16 protein-coding genes and 2 pseudogenes are annotated in these 16377 nt (G+C 72.5%); 8 read left to right on the top strand and 10 right to left on the bottom strand.

Going from position 1 to position 16377, the window contains the following annotated elements; genetic code table 11:
- Nucleotides 1-625, bottom strand: a 625-nt coding sequence (locus CCL05_RS41320) for a TetR/AcrR family transcriptional regulator (protein ID WP_086565702.1), incomplete at its 3' end; no start/stop codon positions are given.
- 166 nt (nucleotides 626-791) lie between these two features.
- Here CCL05_RS41320 and CCL05_RS41325 point away from each other — a divergent pair.
- Complete coding sequence (locus tag CCL05_RS41325) at nucleotides 792-2018, top strand: acyl-CoA dehydrogenase family protein (RefSeq protein WP_086565703.1); 1227 nt, start codon at nucleotides 792-794, stop codon at nucleotides 2016-2018.
- Between the two features lie 48 nt (nucleotides 2019-2066).
- On the opposite strand, the gene CCL05_RS41330 is transcribed toward CCL05_RS41325, so the two are convergent.
- Nucleotides 2067-2888, bottom strand: a complete 822-nt coding sequence (locus tag CCL05_RS41330; protein ID WP_244204589.1) for a cytochrome P450 family protein — start codon at nucleotides 2886-2888, stop codon at nucleotides 2067-2069.
- A gap of 134 nt (nucleotides 2889-3022) precedes the next feature.
- On the opposite strand from CCL05_RS41330, the pseudogene CCL05_RS41335 reads away from it, so the two are divergent.
- A pseudogene (locus CCL05_RS41335) lies at nucleotides 3023-3688 on the top strand (transcriptional regulator).
- 1 nt (nucleotide 3689) lies between these two features.
- Here the strand turns inward: CCL05_RS41335 and CCL05_RS41340 are convergent.
- The 5 genes from CCL05_RS41340 to CCL05_RS41360 form a co-directional block, all read right to left on the bottom strand.
- On the bottom strand, nucleotides 3690-3926 hold the full coding sequence (locus tag CCL05_RS41340; protein ID WP_059417701.1) for a DUF6213 family protein: 237 nt from the start codon (nucleotides 3924-3926) through the stop codon (nucleotides 3690-3692).
- A 25-nt stretch (nucleotides 3927-3951) separates the two neighbouring features.
- On the bottom strand, nucleotides 3952-5337 hold the full coding sequence (locus CCL05_RS41345; protein WP_086565704.1) for an NADP-dependent succinic semialdehyde dehydrogenase: 1386 nt from the start codon (nucleotides 5335-5337) through the stop codon (nucleotides 3952-3954).
- A gap of 75 nt (nucleotides 5338-5412) precedes the next feature.
- On the bottom strand, nucleotides 5413-5871 hold the full coding sequence (locus CCL05_RS41350) for an NUDIX hydrolase (RefSeq protein ID WP_086565705.1): 459 nt from the start codon (nucleotides 5869-5871) through the stop codon (nucleotides 5413-5415).
- Nucleotides 5868-7406, bottom strand: a complete 1539-nt coding sequence (locus tag CCL05_RS41355) for an ATP-dependent DNA ligase (protein ID WP_086565706.1) — start codon at nucleotides 7404-7406, stop codon at nucleotides 5868-5870. Before CCL05_RS41355 ends, CCL05_RS41350 begins: the two co-directional genes overlap by 4 nt.
- A gap of 48 nt (nucleotides 7407-7454) precedes the next feature.
- Nucleotides 7455-8384 carry an NAD(P)/FAD-dependent oxidoreductase gene (locus tag CCL05_RS41360; protein WP_086565707.1) on the bottom strand — a complete coding sequence of 310 codons (930 nt, stop codon included), beginning with the start codon at nucleotides 8382-8384 and terminating at the stop codon, nucleotides 7455-7457.
- 78 nt (nucleotides 8385-8462) lie between these two features.
- Here CCL05_RS41360 and CCL05_RS41365 point away from each other — a divergent pair, with 78 nt between their 5' ends.
- From CCL05_RS41365 to CCL05_RS41390, 6 genes are all read left to right on the top strand, one after another.
- Nucleotides 8463-9035 carry a helix-turn-helix domain-containing protein gene (locus CCL05_RS41365; RefSeq protein WP_086565708.1) on the top strand — a complete coding sequence of 191 codons (573 nt, stop codon included), beginning with the start codon at nucleotides 8463-8465 and terminating at the stop codon, nucleotides 9033-9035.
- 89 nt (nucleotides 9036-9124) lie between these two features.
- The gene (locus CCL05_RS41370; protein ID WP_086565709.1) at nucleotides 9125-10090 is read left to right on the top strand and encodes an NADPH:quinone oxidoreductase family protein; all 966 of its coding nucleotides are present in this window, start codon (nucleotides 9125-9127) and stop codon (nucleotides 10088-10090) included.
- Complete coding sequence (locus CCL05_RS41375) at nucleotides 10087-11268, top strand: acyl-CoA dehydrogenase (RefSeq protein WP_086565710.1); 1182 nt, start codon at nucleotides 10087-10089, stop codon at nucleotides 11266-11268. Before CCL05_RS41370 ends, CCL05_RS41375 begins: the two co-directional genes overlap by 4 nt.
- Nucleotides 11265-12347 (top strand): acyl-CoA dehydrogenase family protein, encoded by a 1083-nt coding sequence (locus CCL05_RS41380; protein ID WP_086565711.1) that lies wholly within the window; start codon nucleotides 11265-11267, stop codon nucleotides 12345-12347. The genes CCL05_RS41375 and CCL05_RS41380 overlap by 4 nt, the downstream gene beginning before the upstream one ends.
- 186 nt (nucleotides 12348-12533) lie before the next feature.
- On the top strand, nucleotides 12534-13397 hold the full coding sequence (locus CCL05_RS41385) for a phosphatidylinositol-specific phospholipase C/glycerophosphodiester phosphodiesterase family protein (protein ID WP_086565712.1): 864 nt from the start codon (nucleotides 12534-12536) through the stop codon (nucleotides 13395-13397).
- Between the two features lie 130 nt (nucleotides 13398-13527).
- On the top strand, nucleotides 13528-13722 hold the full coding sequence (locus tag CCL05_RS41390) for a hypothetical protein (protein ID WP_086565713.1): 195 nt from the start codon (nucleotides 13528-13530) through the stop codon (nucleotides 13720-13722).
- Between the two features lie 2 nt (nucleotides 13723-13724).
- On the opposite strand, the gene CCL05_RS41395 is transcribed toward CCL05_RS41390, so the two are convergent.
- The 3 genes and pseudogenes from CCL05_RS41395 to CCL05_RS47655 form a co-directional block, all read right to left on the bottom strand.
- Entirely contained in the window at nucleotides 13725-14963 is a 1239-nt protein-coding gene (locus CCL05_RS41395; RefSeq protein WP_167409719.1) for a phosphodiester glycosidase family protein, read from the bottom strand.
- Nucleotides 14964-15090: 127 nt separating this feature from the next.
- Nucleotides 15091-16263, bottom strand: coding sequence for a bifunctional class I SAM-dependent methyltransferase/NUDIX hydrolase (locus tag CCL05_RS41400; RefSeq protein WP_086565714.1), 1173 nt, complete (start codon nucleotides 16261-16263; stop codon nucleotides 15091-15093).
- A gap of 3 nt (nucleotides 16264-16266) precedes the next feature.
- Nucleotides 16267-16377, bottom strand: a pseudogene (locus CCL05_RS47655) (luciferase domain-containing protein); the annotation flags it as partial.

The raw sequence follows: 16377 nt of genomic DNA on the forward strand, positions 1-16377 counted from the left end.
CCCGATCCCCCGCAGCCGCAAGCCGCCCCCAGAGCAGATCGGCCAGACTCCGCACCAACTCCGCACGAGAACAAGGCCGTTCCCCGAGCCACCAGTCCCCTGCCGCATGCATCATGCCGACGATCCCATGCCCCCACACCCGCGCCAGCTGCTGCCCGCCCGGCCCGAGATCCAGCCGCTCCTCGATGACCTGGGCCAGCTCCTCACCCATCCGCCGCAGCAGCGGAGCGCTGTGCTTGCCGACGTCGAACCCCTGGTCCCCCGGCTGGCTCCCCTCCGCCGGATGCATCAGGAACCGGTACACCTGCGGCCGCGCCTCGATCGCCGTGAGATACGTGTCCAGCGTCGCCTCGACCCGCTCCCGTCTCTCCGCGGGCGCGTCCAGCGCCGCCCGGAGCGAGTCCAGCAGCGCGTCCGTGTGCCGCTTGGCGAGGGCGGCGTATAGTCCGCCCTTGTCACCGAAGTGCCGGTAGAGGATCGGCTTGGTGATGCCGGCCTCCGCCGCGATCGCGTTCATCGAGGCCTGCGGACCGTCGCGCAGCACCACTCGGTCGGCGGCCTCCAGCAGCTCACGCCGTCGGCGGTCGGCGGACCGTTGCTGGTCGGTCCGCTGCGTGGTGTCCATGTGCTCTCCCCACCCGTGCTGATTCGATGACGCCTGCGCAAACTAACACTCAAACATGCCCTGGACATCGAACGGGTGCCGACCGGTCGGTAGGAGTTGACTTCGCCTACCCGTCGGTAACAGACTGGTGTTACCGCAAGTAACATGTGCCGCTGGAGGGGACGACATGGCCGAGTTCACCATGGATCTCAACGACGAACAGAAGGAGGTCCGGGACTGGCTGCACGGCTTCGCGGCCGATGTGATCCGCCCCGCGGCCGCCGAATGGGACGAGCGTGAGGAGACTCCCTGGCCGGTCATCCAGGAGGCCGCCAAGGTCGGCATCTACTCCCTGGACTTCTACGCCCAGCAGTACTTCGACCCCACCGGCCTCGGCATCCCCATGGCGATGGAGGAGCTGTTCTGGGGCGACGCGGGCATAGCCCTGTCCATCGTCGGCACCGGTCTCGCCGCCGTCGGCGTCCTCGCCAACGGCACCGAGGAGCAGATCGGCACCTGGATCCCGCAGATGTACGGCGACGCCAATGATGTCAAGGTCGCCGCGTTCTGCTCCTCCGAGCCCGACGCCGGCTCCGACGTGGCCTCCATGCGCACCCGGGCGGTGTACGACGAGGCCAAGGACGAGTGGGTGATCAACGGCACCAAGACCTGGGCGACCAACGGCGGCATCGCCAACGTCCATGTCGTGGTCGCGGTCGTCGACCCGGAGCTCGGCTCCAAGGGACATGCCTCCTTCATCATCCCGCCGGGCACCGAAGGCCTGTCCCAGGGGCAGAAGTTCAAGAAGCACGGCATCCGCGCCTCGCACACCGCCGAGGTCATCCTGGACAACGTGCGCGTTCCCGGCTCCTGTCTGCTCGGCGGCAAGGAGAAGCTGGACGAGCGGCTCGCCCGGGCGCGGGAGAAGGCCAGGCAGGGCGGGGAGCGGGTGAAGAACGCGGCGATGGCCACGTTCGAGGCGTCGCGCCCGGCCGTCGGGGCCATGGCGGTCGGTACGGCCCGGGCCGCGTACGAGGTCGCCCTCGACTACGCCAAGACCCGGGAGCAGTTCGGTCGGCCGATCATCGACAACCAGGGCGTGGCCTTCCAGCTCGCGGACATGCGCACGTCCATCGACGCGGCCCGGCTCCTCGTCTGGCGCGCCTCCTGGATGGCCGTCAACGGCAAGCCGTTCACGGCGGCCGAGGGCTCGATGTCCAAGCTGTTCGCGAGCGAGACGGCCAAGAAGGTCACGGCCCAGGCGATCCAGATCCTCGGCGGCAACGGCTACACGCGGGAGTACCCGGTGGAGCGGATGCACCGGGACGCGGCGATCTACACGATCTTCGAAGGCACCAGCGAGATCCAGCGCCTGGTGATCGCACGGACGCTGTCGGGCACGCCGATCCGGTAAGCGGCGGCATCGAGCCGCGGGCCGCGAAGAAGCCCGCCGCGAACCGGCTCACCACGTCACGGGCAGGGGCAGCACGCCCTCCTCGGACGCCACCTCCTCGGCGGGGACGGCGAGTCGCAGTCCGGGCACGCCGTCGAGGAGCGCGTCGACCAGGAGCTCCGACTCCAGCCCGGCCAGCGTGCCGCCGGGGCGGTGGTGCGGGCCGAACCCCGGGTCGGGGGCGCTGTCCGGGTCGCGGTGCGAGAGCCGGCGCAGCAGTTCGTCGATGGTCCGCGGGCGGATCTCCGGCTCGGCGCGCAGCCGCTCGGCGAGTCCGGGGCGGGTCAGCAGGACGTGGAACATCCGGCTGCTGATGTCGGTGACCGCCTCGCCGCCGATCTGGAGGAGCACCGCGAGGCCCACCGCCTCCTCCGGTGTGCTGTCGCCGCGGCCCACGGCGGCGCTGAGCAGGGACGTGATGTCCTCGCCGGTGCTGCCCTCGCGCAGACCGATCAGTTCGGAGAAATAGGCGCTCATCTCCTTCTTCGCCTTCTCGCTGACCTCGGCGCCGGGCGAGGCGGACAGGATCAGCCGGGTCCAGGTGTGCACGCCCTGCCGGTCGGCGGGCGGGACACCCATCAGCTCGCAGGTCACCGCGATGCTGAACGGGCTGAGCACGGCCTCGGTCAGGTCGGCCGGCGGGCCGTCCTGGAGCATCTCGTCGACCAGTTCCGCCAGCATGCGGCGGGACCGCTCGCGCACCCGCTCCACCCCGCGCGCCGTGAACGCCACGGCGACGCTGCGGCGCAGCCGGCCGTGCTCCGGCGAATCCGGGAAACCGACCGCGCCACGGACCGGGGGCGGCGTTTCGCCGATCGTCTCTTCGCTCATCCTTGCCCCCGGTCAGAAGGTGGTTCACCTCAGAGGGGTGGTCCCCTCACGATCACCCGGCGGAGCGCCGAACTCGCGCCGGACTACGCCGTATGTGCCAGGCTCGTCCCGACACCTCGACGACGGAGGACGCGATGACGCACCCGGCCCGGGACCTGCTGCAGACCACCACCGCTGCTCTCGCCCCGGACCCGCGGTCCAACCCCTTGGTCCCCCGGATCGCCGACGGCACGGCGCCCCCTTCCGTCTTCGCCGTACTCGCCCTGGAACAGACCTGGGTGATCCCCGCGGACCGCCGCGCCTTCGAGTATCTGGCGGAGCGCTCCCTCGTGAGGGACCCGGAGGCCGCGGCCTTCTTCGCGACACTCGCGGAGGGCGAGGCGCTGGCGGAGGAGCGACTGTCATCGTTCGCCCGGGCGTGCGGTGTGAACGAGACACGGACGGCAGCGTACGAGCCGCTCCCGGGATGCCAGGCGTACCCCGCGTACGTGGCCTGGCTGGCTCTCAACGCCGCCCCGGCGGACGTCGTCCTGGCACTGTCCGCCAACTTCTCCGCGTGGGGAGGCTATTGCGCGACCATCGCCCGGGCCCTGCGCACCCATTACGGCTTCACGGACGAGGCGTGTGCCTTCTTCGACTTCTTCGCGGAGCCGTCCCCGGAGCTGGAGAGCCGGGCGACGGCGGCGGTGTAGACCGCCCTGGACGCGGGGCGACTCGACGAGACGAGCGCGCAGCGCTACGGACGTCTCCTGCAAACGTACGAGGCCATGTTCTGGAACGCGTTGACCGCGGCCCCCTAGGCTACGTGGCACCTCCACTGCTGTGCGCAATACAAGCCACGTCGATACGGTCGGCCAACTTCGCCAGCTCGATCGTCAACGCGGCGACCGTGTCCTCGTCGAGCCCCGACTCCCCGGCCTCGACGAGCCGCACCCACCGGCCCCCCACCGTCCGCAACAGCTTGCTGACATCGGCCGCAGCCACCTGCAAGGTCCCGCGGTCGTCGACGATCAGAGGCAGAGTCACTTCGCGGTTCACAGACGGGATCGTAGCCCCGCAACACTCACGCACCGTGCCAAACGGTCGTGATGTTGCAGAACTCCCGGATTCCGTGCCCGGACAGCTCACGCCCGTATCCCGACCGCTTCACTCCGCCGAACGGAAACGCCGGATGGGAGGCCGTCATGCCGTTGACGTACACACTGCCCGCCTCCAGGTCCCGGACGAACCGGTCCACCTCGGCGTCGTCCCGCGTCCACACGTTGGAACTCAGTCCGAACGGCGAGTCGTTCGCGATCAGTACGGCCTCGTCCAGGTCGGCCGCCCGGTACAGCGTGGCGACCGGACCGAACGCCTCCTCCTGGTGGATGCGCATCTCCCGGGTGATGCCGGCGAGGACGGTCGGCGTGTAGTACCAGCCCGGCCCGTCCGGCCGTTCGCCACCGCACAGTACCTCCGCACCGCCGCGCACCGCGTCGTCGACCAGCTCCTGAAGATCGCGCAGTCCCTGCTCGCTGGAGAGCGGCCCGACCTCGGTGTCGTCGGACAGGGGGTCGCCGACCCTCAGCGCCTTCATGCCCTCGGCGAACCGCTCGGCGAAGGCGTCGTAGACGTCCGTGTGCACGATGAACCGCTTCGCGGCGATGCAGGACTGCCCGGTGTTCTGCACGCGGGCGGTCACCGCGACCTTCGCGGCCCGGTCGAGGTCGGCGGAGGGCATGACGACGAACGGGTCGCTGCCGCCCAGCTCCAGCACCGTCTTCTTGACCATCTCCCCGGCGGTGGAGGCGACGGCGCGGCCCGCGGGTTCGCTGCCGGTGAGGGTGGCCGCCTTGACCCGCTCGTCGCGCAGGATGTCGTCGACCGCGGCGGAGCCGATCAGCAGGGTCTGGAAGCAGCCCTCGGTGAAGCCCGCCCGGTGGAAGAGGTCCTCCAGGTAGAGGGCGGTCTGGGGGACGTTCGAGGCGTGCTTGAGCAGGCCCACGTTCCCCGCCATCAGGGCGGGCGCGGCGAAGCGGACCACCTGCCACAGCGGGAAGTTCCACGGCATGACCGCCAGCACCGGACCCAGCGGCCGGTAGCGCACCCGCACGCGCGAGGCACCGGAGTCCTTCACGTCGGTATCGGAGGGCTCCTCGTCGGCGAGCAGTTCCTCGGCGTGGTCGGCGTACCAGCGCATCGCCTTGGCGCACTTCGCGGCCTCGGCGCGGGCCTGCTGGATCGGCTTGCCCATCTCCGTGGTCAGCACGCGGGCGATGTCCTGCTGGTCCTCTTCGAGGAGGTCGGCGGCCTTCCTCAGCAGCCGGGCGCGCTCGTCGAACGTCGTCGTCCGGTACGTGCGGAACGTGGCCTCCGCGAGCTGGAGCCGGCGCTCGATCTCCTCCTCGCCCATGGCCTCGTACGTCTTGAGCGTCTCGCCGTTCGCCGGGTTCACCGTTGCGATGGGCATGGCTGACCTCCCTCGGAGCGGGCTTAGTCCGACCTTCCCGCGCGGCGGAGCGGACCGCAACGCGGGAGCGTCTCCTCAGGGCGAGTGCTCCGCCAGGCGGTCGAGAAACGCCGCCTGCGCCCTGACGATCACCTCGCGGGCCCGGTCGAGCCCGAACCACGCCACACGGTCCAGCTCGGGGAACTCCTGGAGCTGCCCCGACCTCGGGGGCCACTCCATCCGGAAGGTGCCGGGCGCGATCGTCGCCGGGTCGAGGTCCGCCTCGATCGCCCAGACCGTGACGATCTTGCCGCCTGTCTGCCGGACCTCGCCCAGGGCGAGGGCCTCCCCGTCGGGCGGAGGCAGCCCCAGTTCCTCCTGGAACTCGCGGCGGGCGGCCGCCCAGGCGGACTCGTCGGGCTCGTACTCGCCCTTGGGAATGGTCCACGCCCCGGCGTCGCGCCGGGCGAAGAACGGGCCGCCCATGTGGCCGAGCAGCACGTCGAGGCCGTCGTCGGTGTGGTGGAAGAGCAGCAGGCCGGCACTGCGCTTCACGGCCTCACCTCCGGGTGCGCGGCCAGCAGCGTCTCCACCGTGTCGGCGTCCTCGGGGCGTTTGTCCTCCCGGTAGCGGACCACGCGGGCGAAGCGCAGGGTGACGCCGGCCGGGTAGCGGGTGGAGCGCTGGAGGCCGTCGTAGGCGATCTCGACGACGAGTTCCGGGCGTACGGTCACGACATGGCCGTTGTCGTCGACGGCGAGCTGCCGGAGCCGTTCGGTCTGCCAGGTCAGCATCGCGTCGGTCATGCCCTTGAAGGTCTTGCCGAGCATGGCGAGGCCGCCGTCGGCGGTGCGGGCGCCCAGGTGGAGGTTGGAGAGCTTGCCGGTGCGGCGGCCGTGTCCCCACTCGGCGGCCAGGACGACCAGGTCGAGGGTGTGGACGGGCTTGACCTTCAGCCAGGACGCGCCGCGCCGGCCCGCGCTGTAGGAGGCGTCCAGCGCCTTGGCGACGACGCCCTCGTGGCCGCGCCTGAGCGTCTCGGCGAGAAACTCCTCCGCCGTGCGCAGGTCGTCCGGGCCGGACACCGTCGTGCGGCGCACCCGCATCGGCCCGGGGACCAGCCGGGCCAGCTCCGCGTGCCGCTCGGCGAACGGCAGGTCGAGCAGGTCACGGCCGTCGACGGACAGTGCGTCGAAGAAGACGGGGGAGACCGGCACCGCGCGTGCCGCCGTCGCCACGTCCGTGCGCGAGCCGACGCGGCCGGCGGTCTCCTGGAACGAGCGGGGGCGGCCGCCCTCGTCGAAGGAAATCACCTCGCCGTCGAGGACGAACCGCTCGCCCCGCAACTCCAGCGCGGCGGCGGTCACTTCCGGCAGGCGGTCGGTGATGTCGTCGAGGGTGCGGGTGTAGAGCCGTACCGTGTCGCCGTCCCGGTGCACCTGGACGCGGATGCCGTCCAGTTTCTCCTCGACCGCGCAGGCGCCGAGCTTGTCCACCGCCTCGGCGACCGAGGAGGCACTGTGCGCCAGCATCGGCCAGACCGGGCGGCCGACGGTGAGGCGGAAGCGGTCCAGGGCGGCGGGGCCGTCCGCGAGCAGCGCCTCGGCCACCGTCTGGAGGGAGCCCGCGAGCATCACGGCCCGCCGTACGTCCGCCGGGGGCGCCCCGGTCGCCTGGGCCAGTCCCTCGACCGCGACGGCGTCCAGCGCCCCCTGCCGCACCTCCCCGGTGAGCAGCCCGACCAGGAACCGCTGTTCGTCCTCGGTGGCCGCGCCCATCAACTCCCCGACCAGCCGGGCCCGTTCCGCCTGGGAGCCGGGCCCCGAGACCTTGGCGAGCTCCGACAGCCGGGCGTCCACCTCCCGCACGGTCAAGCCCGGCTCGGCGGCGGGGGCGACCGGGCGGCTCAGCACCTTCCAGCCCACGCCGATCCGGCCCTGCGGCAGCCGGCCCGCCAGGTACGGGATGACGATCGGCACGTCGTCCGCCTCCGCGTCCCGGAACAGCTCCGCGAGCAGGGCCGTCTTCCGGGACCGCGCCGAGGTGGCGGCGACCTCCTGGGACACTCGGGCCAGCCGGTGCAACAGCATGCAGCCATGGTGCACCGAGGGAGCCGCCTCTACACCCGGGCGGCCCCTCTAGTCCTGGGCGGCCGCGTCGAGGTCGGTCATCAGCAGATCCCCGACGATCGCCGACGCCGCCCGGTAGCCGCCGCTCGCCGCGTGCACGACCTGCTCGGCGAAGCCGATCGCGTTGCCCGCGGCCCACACGCCCGGGACGGTCGTCAGCCCGGTCGGGTCGACCACCGGGTACGCGCCGAAGGGCGTCTCGTGCAGCTCGGCGCCGAGCCGCTCCAGCAGGCCGGTCCGCGGGACGGGGCGCGGGGCGACGAACAGCACGGAGCGGGCGTGCGTCGTACCGTCGCCGAGCCGGACGCCCGTGAGCCGGTCGTCCTCGACCACCAGCTCCGCGACCTCGCCGGGCACCACGTCCACCCCGGCCGCGGCGAGCCGGCGCAGGTCCTGGTCGGACAGCTCCTCCTCGGCGACCGTGTGCAGGAAGAACCGCACGTCCTTCGACCACTGGGACACGATCAGCGCCTGGTGCACGCTCGCCGGGCTCGACGCCAGCACCCCGAACGGCTGGTCGCGCACCTCCCAGCCGTGGCAGAACGGGCAGTGCAACACGTCCCGGCCGAATCGCTCGGCGACCCCGGGGACCGCCGGCAGCTCGTCCTTCAGCCCGGTCGCGATCACCAGCCGCCGGGCCCGCACGGTCCGCCCGCCGGCCAGCACCACTGCGAAGTCCTCGCCCTTGTCCACCTCCACCACCAGGTCCCGCACGAGTTCCACGCCGTACCGCGCGATCTCCTCCCGGCCGACGGCGAGGAAGTCGGCGGGCGGCATCCCGTCCCGCGACAGATAGCCCTGCATGTGCGCGGCGGGCGCGTTGCGCGGCTCGCCCGCGTCGACGACCAGCGTGCGGTGCCGGGCCCGGCCCAGTACCAGCGCCGCGGACAGGCCCGCCGTACCACCGCCGACGACCACGGCTGCGTACCTCTCGGTCATGGTGACCACCTCCGCCGCCGAGCGTCGCCCCACTGCCACGGGATTGACAAACGCGTTTGCCGAACCTGCAATACGAGCATGACGACGGACGAGGTACTCGCGGGCGTAGGCCCCCGGCTGCGACTGATGCGCAAGGAGCGGGAGGTGACCCTGGCGGCGCTCTCCGAGACCACCGGGATCTCCGTCAGCACCCTGTCGCGCCTGGAGTCCGGCCTGCGCAAACCCAGCCTGGAGCTGCTGCTGCCGATCGCCCGGGCGCACCAGGTGGCCCTGGACGAGCTGGTCGGAGCCCCGTCGGCCGGTGACCCGCGGGTGCGGTCGAAGCCGATCGAGATGTTCGGCCGCACCCACTGGCCGCTCACCCGCCAGCCCGGCGGCCTCCAGGCCTACAAGGTGCTGGAACCCCAGCGCAGACAGGAGCCGGACCCGCGCACCCACGAGGGCTACGAGTGGCTGTACGTGCTGTCCGGCAAGCTGCGCCTGGTGCTGGGCGAGCACGACGTGGTGCTCACGGCGGGGGAAGCCGCGGAGTTCGACACCCGGGTGCCGCACTGGTTCGGGTCGACGGGGGAGGGGCCCGTGGAGTTCCTCAGCCTGTTCGGGCCGCAGGGGGAGCGGATGCACGTGCGGGCACGGCCGAAGCGGTCGTGACGCAACCGACTGTTCCCTGATCGGCAAGCGACCGCTTAGTATGCGAACCGACCCCGGTCAGACGAAGCAGTCCCCCGTGGAGGCCCCGCATGCAGGCATGGCAAGTGCACGAGAACGGCGAGCCGGGCGAGGTGATGCGCCTGGCGGACGTGGCGCCGCCGGTCCCCGGCGACGGCCAGGTCCTGCTGAAGGTGCGCGCCGCGAACATCAACTTTCCCGACGCCCTGCTGTGCCGGGGGCAGTACCAGGTCAGGCCGCCGCTGCCGTTCACCCCGGGCGTGGAGATCTGCGGCGAGACCGAGGACGGCCGCCGGGTGATCGCCAACCCGGTCCTGCCGTACGGCGGCTTCGCCGAGTACGCCGTCGCGGACTCCGCCGCCCTCCTGCCCGCGCCGGACGCCCTGGACGACGCGGAGGCCGCGGCCCTGCACATCGGCTACCAGACCGGCTGGTTCGGTCTGCACCGCCGGGCCGGTCTGGAGGCCGGCGAGACCCTGCTCGTCCACGCTGCCGCTGGAGGGGTCGGCAGCGCGGCCGTGCAGCTCGGGAAGGCCGCCGGCGCCACCGTCATCGGTGTCGTCGGCGGCTCCGGGAAGGCGGCGGTCGCCCGTGAGCTGGGCTGCGACGTCGTGATCGACCGGCGCTCCGAGGACGTCGTCGCCGCCGTCAAGGAGGCCACCGGCGGCCGGGGCGCCGACGTGATCTACGACCCGGTCGGCGGCGAGGCCTACACGCAGTCCACCAAGGTCGTCGCCTTCGAAGGGCGCATCGTGGTCGTCGGCTTCGCCGGCGGCACGATCCCCAGCCCGGGGCTGAACCATGCCCTGGTGAAGAACTACTCGATCCTGGGCCTGCACTGGGGCCTGTACAACACCAAGAACCCGAAGCTGGTCCAGCGCTGCCACGAGCAGCTCACCGAGCTGGCCGGCCGGGGCGCGATCAAGCCGCTGGTGAGCGAACGCGTGCCGCTCGGCGAGGCGGCCGCCGCCGTGCAGCGGGTCGCGGACGGCCTCACCACCGGCCGGATCGCCGTCGTCCTGGAGGAGGCAGCATGAGCAGCGCCGATGAACTGCGCCGTCGCACACAGGAGTTGCTGGCCGCGCATCCGCCTGTCTCGACCGACCGCCTGGACTTCCTCCGGGCCCGCTTCGACGCCGGACTGGCCTGGGTGCACTACCCGGAGGGCCTCGGCGGACTCGGCGCTCCCCGGTCCCTCCAGGCCGTCGTGGACGCCGAGCTGGAGGCGGCCGGGGCGCCCGACAACGACCCGCGGCGCATCGGCATCGGCCTCGGGATGGCCGCGCCGACCATCCTGGGCTACGGCACCGAGGAGCAGAAGCGGCGGTACCTGAGGCCCCTGTGGACGGGGGAGGAGGTCTGGTGCCAGCTGTTCAGCGAGCCGGGCGCCGGGTCCGACCTCGCCGCCCTGCGCACCCGGGCCGTCCGGGAAGGTGACAACTGGGTGGTCAACGGGCAGAAGGTCTGGACGTCCAGCGCCCACGTGGCGCGCTGGGCGATCCTCATCGCCCGCACCGACCCGGACGTGCCCAAGCACCGGGGCATCACGTACTTCGTCTGCGACATGACCGACCCGGGCGTCGAGGTGCGGCCGCTGCGGCAGATCACCGGCGAGGCCGAGTTCAACGAGGTGTTCCTCACCGACGTCCGCATCCCGGACTCCCGCCGCCTCGGCGAGGTCGGTGACGGCTGGCGGGTCGCGCAGACGACCCTGAACAACGAGCGCGTCGCCATCGGCGGCATGCGGCTGCCCCGAGAGGGCGGCATGATCGGCCCGATCTCGGAGACCTGGCGGGAACGCCCCGAGCTGCGCACCCACGACCTGCACCAGCGGCTGCTGAAGCTCTGGGTCGAGGCCGAGGTCGCCCGGCTCACCAGTGAGCGGCTGCGCCAGCAGCTCGTGGCCGGCCAGCCCGGCCCCGAGGGTGCCGGTATGAAGCTCGCCTTCGCCCGCCTCAACCAGGAGATCAGCGGCCTGGAGGTGGAACTCCTCGGTGCGGAGGGCCTGTTGTACGACGACTGGACCATGCGCCGCCCGGAGCTGGTCGACTTCACCGGCCGCGACGCCGGCTACCGCTACCTGCGCTCCAAGGGCAACAGCATCGAGGGCGGGACCAGCGAGGTCCTGCTGAACATCGTCGCCGAGCGCGTCCTCGGCCTGCCCGCCGAACCGCGTACCGACAAGGACGTCGCCTGGAAGGACCTGGCCCGATGAGCACACAGCCCGACCTGTTGTACTCGGAGGAGGAAGAGGCGCTGCGCGCCGCCGTCCGCGACCTGCTCGCCGACCACTGCGACGCCCCGGGCGTCATCGCCCGCGTCGAGTCGGACGCCCCGCACCACCTGGCGCTGTGGAAGGCCCTCACCGACGGCATGGGCCTCGCGGGCCTGCTGGTGCCCGAGGAGCAGGACGGCCAGGGAGCCACACACCGGGAAGCCGCCGTGGTGCTGGAGGAACTGGGGCGTGCGGTCGCGCCCGTCCCGTACCTCACGAGCGCGGTCGTCGCCACCGAGGCGCTGCTGGCCTGCGGGACCGACGACCTGCTCACCGAGCTCGCCTCCGGGACGTCGATCGGAGCCCTCGCGGTCGCCCTCGACGTCGCACCGGGCGCCGCCTACAAGGTCGTCCGGCACGAGGACGGCCTGCTGCGCGGCGAACTGACCGGCATCGCCGACGCGGCCGTCGCCGACGTGCTGCTCGTACCCGCCGACGACGGCGGCCTCTACGCGGTCGACGCCACCGCAGTGACCGTCACACCCCAGATCTCCCTGGATCTGACCCGGCCGCTGGCGACCGTCACCCTCGACGGGGCGCCGGGCCGCCTGCTGGGCGACGCCGAACCCGCCGTACGCCGGGCCCTGCGCGCCGGAGCCGGACTGCTCGCCTCCGAACAGCTCGGCCTGGCCGACTGGACGCTGACGGAGACCGTCCGCTACCTCAAGGACCGCAAGCAGTTCAACCGGCCCGTCGGCGGCTTCCAGGCGCTCAAGCACCGGCTGGCCCAGCTGTGGCTGGAGGTGGCCAATCTCCGCGCGGCCGCACGCAATGCCGCCGACGCGCTGTCCACCGGCGAGGACACCGACGTGGCCGTCACCGTCGCCCAGGCCTACGCGGCACCCGTGGCCGTCCATGCCGCCGAGGAGGCCCTGCAACTGCACGGCGGCATCGGCATGACGTGGGAGCACCCGGTGCACCTGTACCTGAAGCGCGCGAAGGCCGACTCGATCGCCTACGGCACGGCCGGCGCCCACCGGGAGGCCCTGGCCGGACTGGTCGACCTCCAGGCTCCCTGAGTCACACCCGGCCGACGCCGGTGAAAAGCCCGCCCCACCAGGGGCGGGCTTTTTCCGTGTGCCCCGCCCCGGTGAAGTGAACGCACGACGGCACTCCGGCCAACTCCCCGCCATGCCCTGCTCCTTGGCCCTGCCCTAACCCCATACTCACAGGGTTCCCGTACGGCACTCCCAGGGAGGCAGAGCATGGAACTCAGCACCCGTCGCAGAGTCCTCAGCACCCTCGGCGCCGCCCTCGCTGGCTCGGTCGCCCTCCCCGCCACCGACGCCCTCGCCGGCGAACGGCGGCACGGGCCCCGCCCGTTGTGGCGGGCCCACGCCCACAACGACTACGAGCACCCGCGCCCCCTGTTCGACGCCCTCGCCCACCGCTTCGGCAGCGTCGAGGCCGACATCTATCTCGTGGGCGACCAGCTCCTCGTCGCCCACGACCCGGAGGACCTCGATCCGGCCCGCACGCTTGAGTCCCTCTACCTCGACCCGCTCGCCGCGCGCGTGCGAGCCAACCGCGGCCGCGTGTACCGGGGGTACCGCGGGTCGCTGCAGCTGCTCGTCGACATCAAGACCGAGGGCTCGTCGACGTACCTCGCACTCGACCGCCACCTCAGGCGCTACCGGCACCTGTTCACGACCTACGCCCACGGCCGGGTCCTTCCCGGCCCGGTCACCGCCGTCGTCTCCGGCGACCGCGCGGCCCGTGCCCCGATGGAGGCGCAGACCGTCCGGCGCGCCTTCTACGACGGCCGGCTCGCCGACCTCGGCGGCCCGGCACCGGCCTCCTTCATCCCGCTGGTCAGCGACAACTGGACGCTCAACTTCACCTGGCAGGGCGTGGGCGCGTTCCCGGACGCCGAGCGGGAGAAGCTGCGGGGTATCGTCCGGGCCGCGCACCGCCGGGGGCAGAAGGTGCGGTTCTGGGCCACCCCGGACCTGGCCGGGCCGGCCCGGGAGGCGCTGTGGGCCGAACTGCTCGCCGCGGACGTCGACCACCTCAACACCGACGACCTCGCCGGACTGGAGGCGTTCCTGGACGCCCGGCGGGCGGTGTAGGACGGTCGGGCCCGTAGGGGACACCACACGTTCGGCGGACAGGTCAGCAGCCCGGACGAGCCCTCCGCTACGCCACACTTACGGCCGAACGCCGTGAACCGGACATGGCGGCGTGGCGGAGGAGTTGACGATGGCCATTTCCATCTCTGTGGTGCTGCTGCTCGCGGTGCTGGCGGTGATCTTCTTGCGCAACGGCGGGCTGAAGCTCTCCCATGCCCTGGTCTGCCTGTTTCTCGGCTTCTACCTGGCCAGCACCAGCGTCGCCCCCACCATCCACAGCGGCCTCACGGCGACGGCGGACATCGTCAGCAGTCTGCGGCCCTGACGTCACGGCCCCGAGAACACGCCGATGCCGTTCGCCACAGCCCGTTCGGCGCCGCCGCTGGGGTGGTTGCGCACCGAGACGGTGCTCGCGCCCGGCTTCCGGGCGACCAGTGTCGACGACCCGCCGCCGTCCAGGCTGAAGGCGTCGTCCGAGCCCAGCTCCCGCATGGTGCCGGCCACTTCGGCGATCGTCAGGCCGCTGCGGTAGGCGGCGGCGCCGTCCAGCGCGAGCAGCAGCAGACGCCGCCCGCCGTCGGCGATCCCCACGGCCGTACGAACGGCCGAGGTCGTGTCGTCCAGGCCCGGCAGCGGCCGGCCGCCCGTGAGAACCGGGTAGCCGCCGAGGGCGAGGCGGTAGGCGGCGCCGTCCGTGGCCGCCACGAGACGGTGCTCGACCTCGACCGCTTCGCCGACGGACAGCTTCCGCAACTGCTGCGCGCCCGCCTCCCGGCCGACCAGTACCGTGGTGCCCGCGGCGATGGGGCCGCTGCCCGGTGTGTCGGCGGTTGAGACGACCTCGCCGTCGCGGACCGTCACCTCGTACGTGTCCGTACTGCATGGCGCGGCCCGGTCCGTGTCCGTGCCGCACGTGGCGCGTACGCGGGAGACGCTGCCCCATTCCGAGGTGAACGCGCCGACGGAACCCCCCGGCAGCGCGTACTGGTTGAGCCCGCCCAGCGCCAGCCGCGCCTCGTCCGTACGGACCGAGCCGTCCAGGGCCAGCCGGTCCAGCCGCGCCACTTTGTCGGTACCGACACCGAACACGTCCTCGGTGGTCGTGCCGGGCGGCAGCGCCGGGCCGAAACGCTGGCCGTCCGGCACGGCCGCCTTGAGCGTCCGCCCGGCCGCGATCGCGGGACCCACGCTCGCGCCGGTGGCCTCGACGCCCGGGTGCTGCGTCTCGGTGATGTTGAAGAAGTCGCCGTTGACACCGGCGACCGCCCCCTGGTCGTCGGCCATGCGCGAGACCTGCGCGCGCGAGGCCACGGCCCCGGGATACAGCAGATCGACCCGTACCCGCGGATGACCCAGGTCGACCTTCAGCACATGCGCATGTGTCACCCCCCTGGCGGCCTCGATGTCGAACTCCTCGTACGTGACACCCGGCGCGACCCGTACGCCCTTGTGGACGGCGCCGGCCGGAGCCGCCCCCGCCAGGGCCCCACCGGTCAGCGCGCCGAACGCCGTGAGAAACGCCAGTACCGCTCTGCCTGTTCCCCGCCGCCCGCGACGACCTGCCACCGTGCCCCCTGATGCCTCGTCAACCGACTGGATCCTCAGGGGCAGTGCACCAGACCACGAGGGCCCGCGGGGTGGCCGGGCGCCGACTCCACGGGAACGGCTGAAAAAACGCACCCCTCCGGGTGCTTCAACCGTCGCCCGTTCCGGTGCCGTACGGCGTGAAGTGAGCGGGCGCGTGGTCGATCGGCAGACCCGGCCGCCATGCGGTGAGGGCCTGCGCGCTGCACACGAACAGCTCCTCCGGCAGCCGGTCCAGGGCGAACCAGCGCCAGCGGCCCACCCTCTCCCCGGGCTGGTCCGACGGCTCTCCCCGCCAGGCGGTGACCCGGGCGGCCACCGTCACCCGTACGACACCGCCGGCGTCGTCGAGGAGCGTCCCCAGCAACCGGACGTCCTCCGGCCGGGCGTCAAGGCCCGTCTCCTCGCCCAGTTCGCGCACGACGGTCTCCCGCAGCGACTCCCCGGGCTCCACCGTCCCGCCGGGCAGCTCCCAGGTCCCGTGCCGGTGGCGGCCCAGGAGCAGTCCGCGGGGCCCGTGCACGATGGCGCCGACCCCGAGCGCGGCGTGGGCCGCCGGGGGCTTGGCGGTGCGCGGCCGGGAGGAGACACGGACGGGCCGGGTCACCCGGAAGAGGCGGTACGACGCGTGGTTGCCGGCCTGCGGCATGTCGAGCACGTCGACCTGCTCCACGCGCAGCCCGTGCTCGGCGAGCAGCGCCGTCCAGAGCTCCGGGTCGAGGACCCACATCCGGACGGTGACGTCCCCGCCGCCGGCCAGCCGCAGGATCTCCGGCCGGGCGATGACCTCGTCCGACGGTCCGTCACCACGTGAGTTGGTGTGCAGCACGGTGAAGCAGAGCCTGCCGCCCGGCTTGAGCGCCGCAGCCAGGGCGGGCAGCAGCCGGTGCGGGTCGATGTACGGCACGGCGTTCACCGAGTAGACGACGTCGTACGGCTCCGCCGAGTGCAGATGCTCCACCGCGTCGCCCAGGACCAGGCGCAGCCCGGGCAGGGAGCCGTAACGGGCGCGCGCCCGTTCGACCTGCCCGGCCGAGGAGTCGACGGCGTCCACCAGCGCGCCGTGAGCACGGACCAGATGGGCGGCGTGCCGCGCCGGACCGCAGCCGAGGTCCAGCACACGCCGGCCCGTCAGCTCCCCGAGCACCTCGATCCCCGGCCCCGCGCCCTCGAATCCCCAGTCGATCCGCGTCACCTCGGGCAGCACCGTGCCCCGCCTCAGATGGTGAGCTCCGTAGATGCGCCAGGCCTCCGCGTTGACGGCCTCCGGTCGGCTCGCCACGGCTCAGCCGCCCGCCGCGGCGTCGCGCGGAAGGACCGTGACCCGGTGGAAGTTGCACCCGGCGAGCTCCTGCTGTTCCCTGGCGGGCCGGGTCTGGTGGGCCTTGAGGGCGAT

Origin of the sequence: Streptomyces africanus (assembly GCF_002150735.1) — a bacterium.
Lineage (GTDB): Bacteria > Actinomycetota > Actinomycetes > Streptomycetales > Streptomycetaceae > Streptomyces > Streptomyces africanus.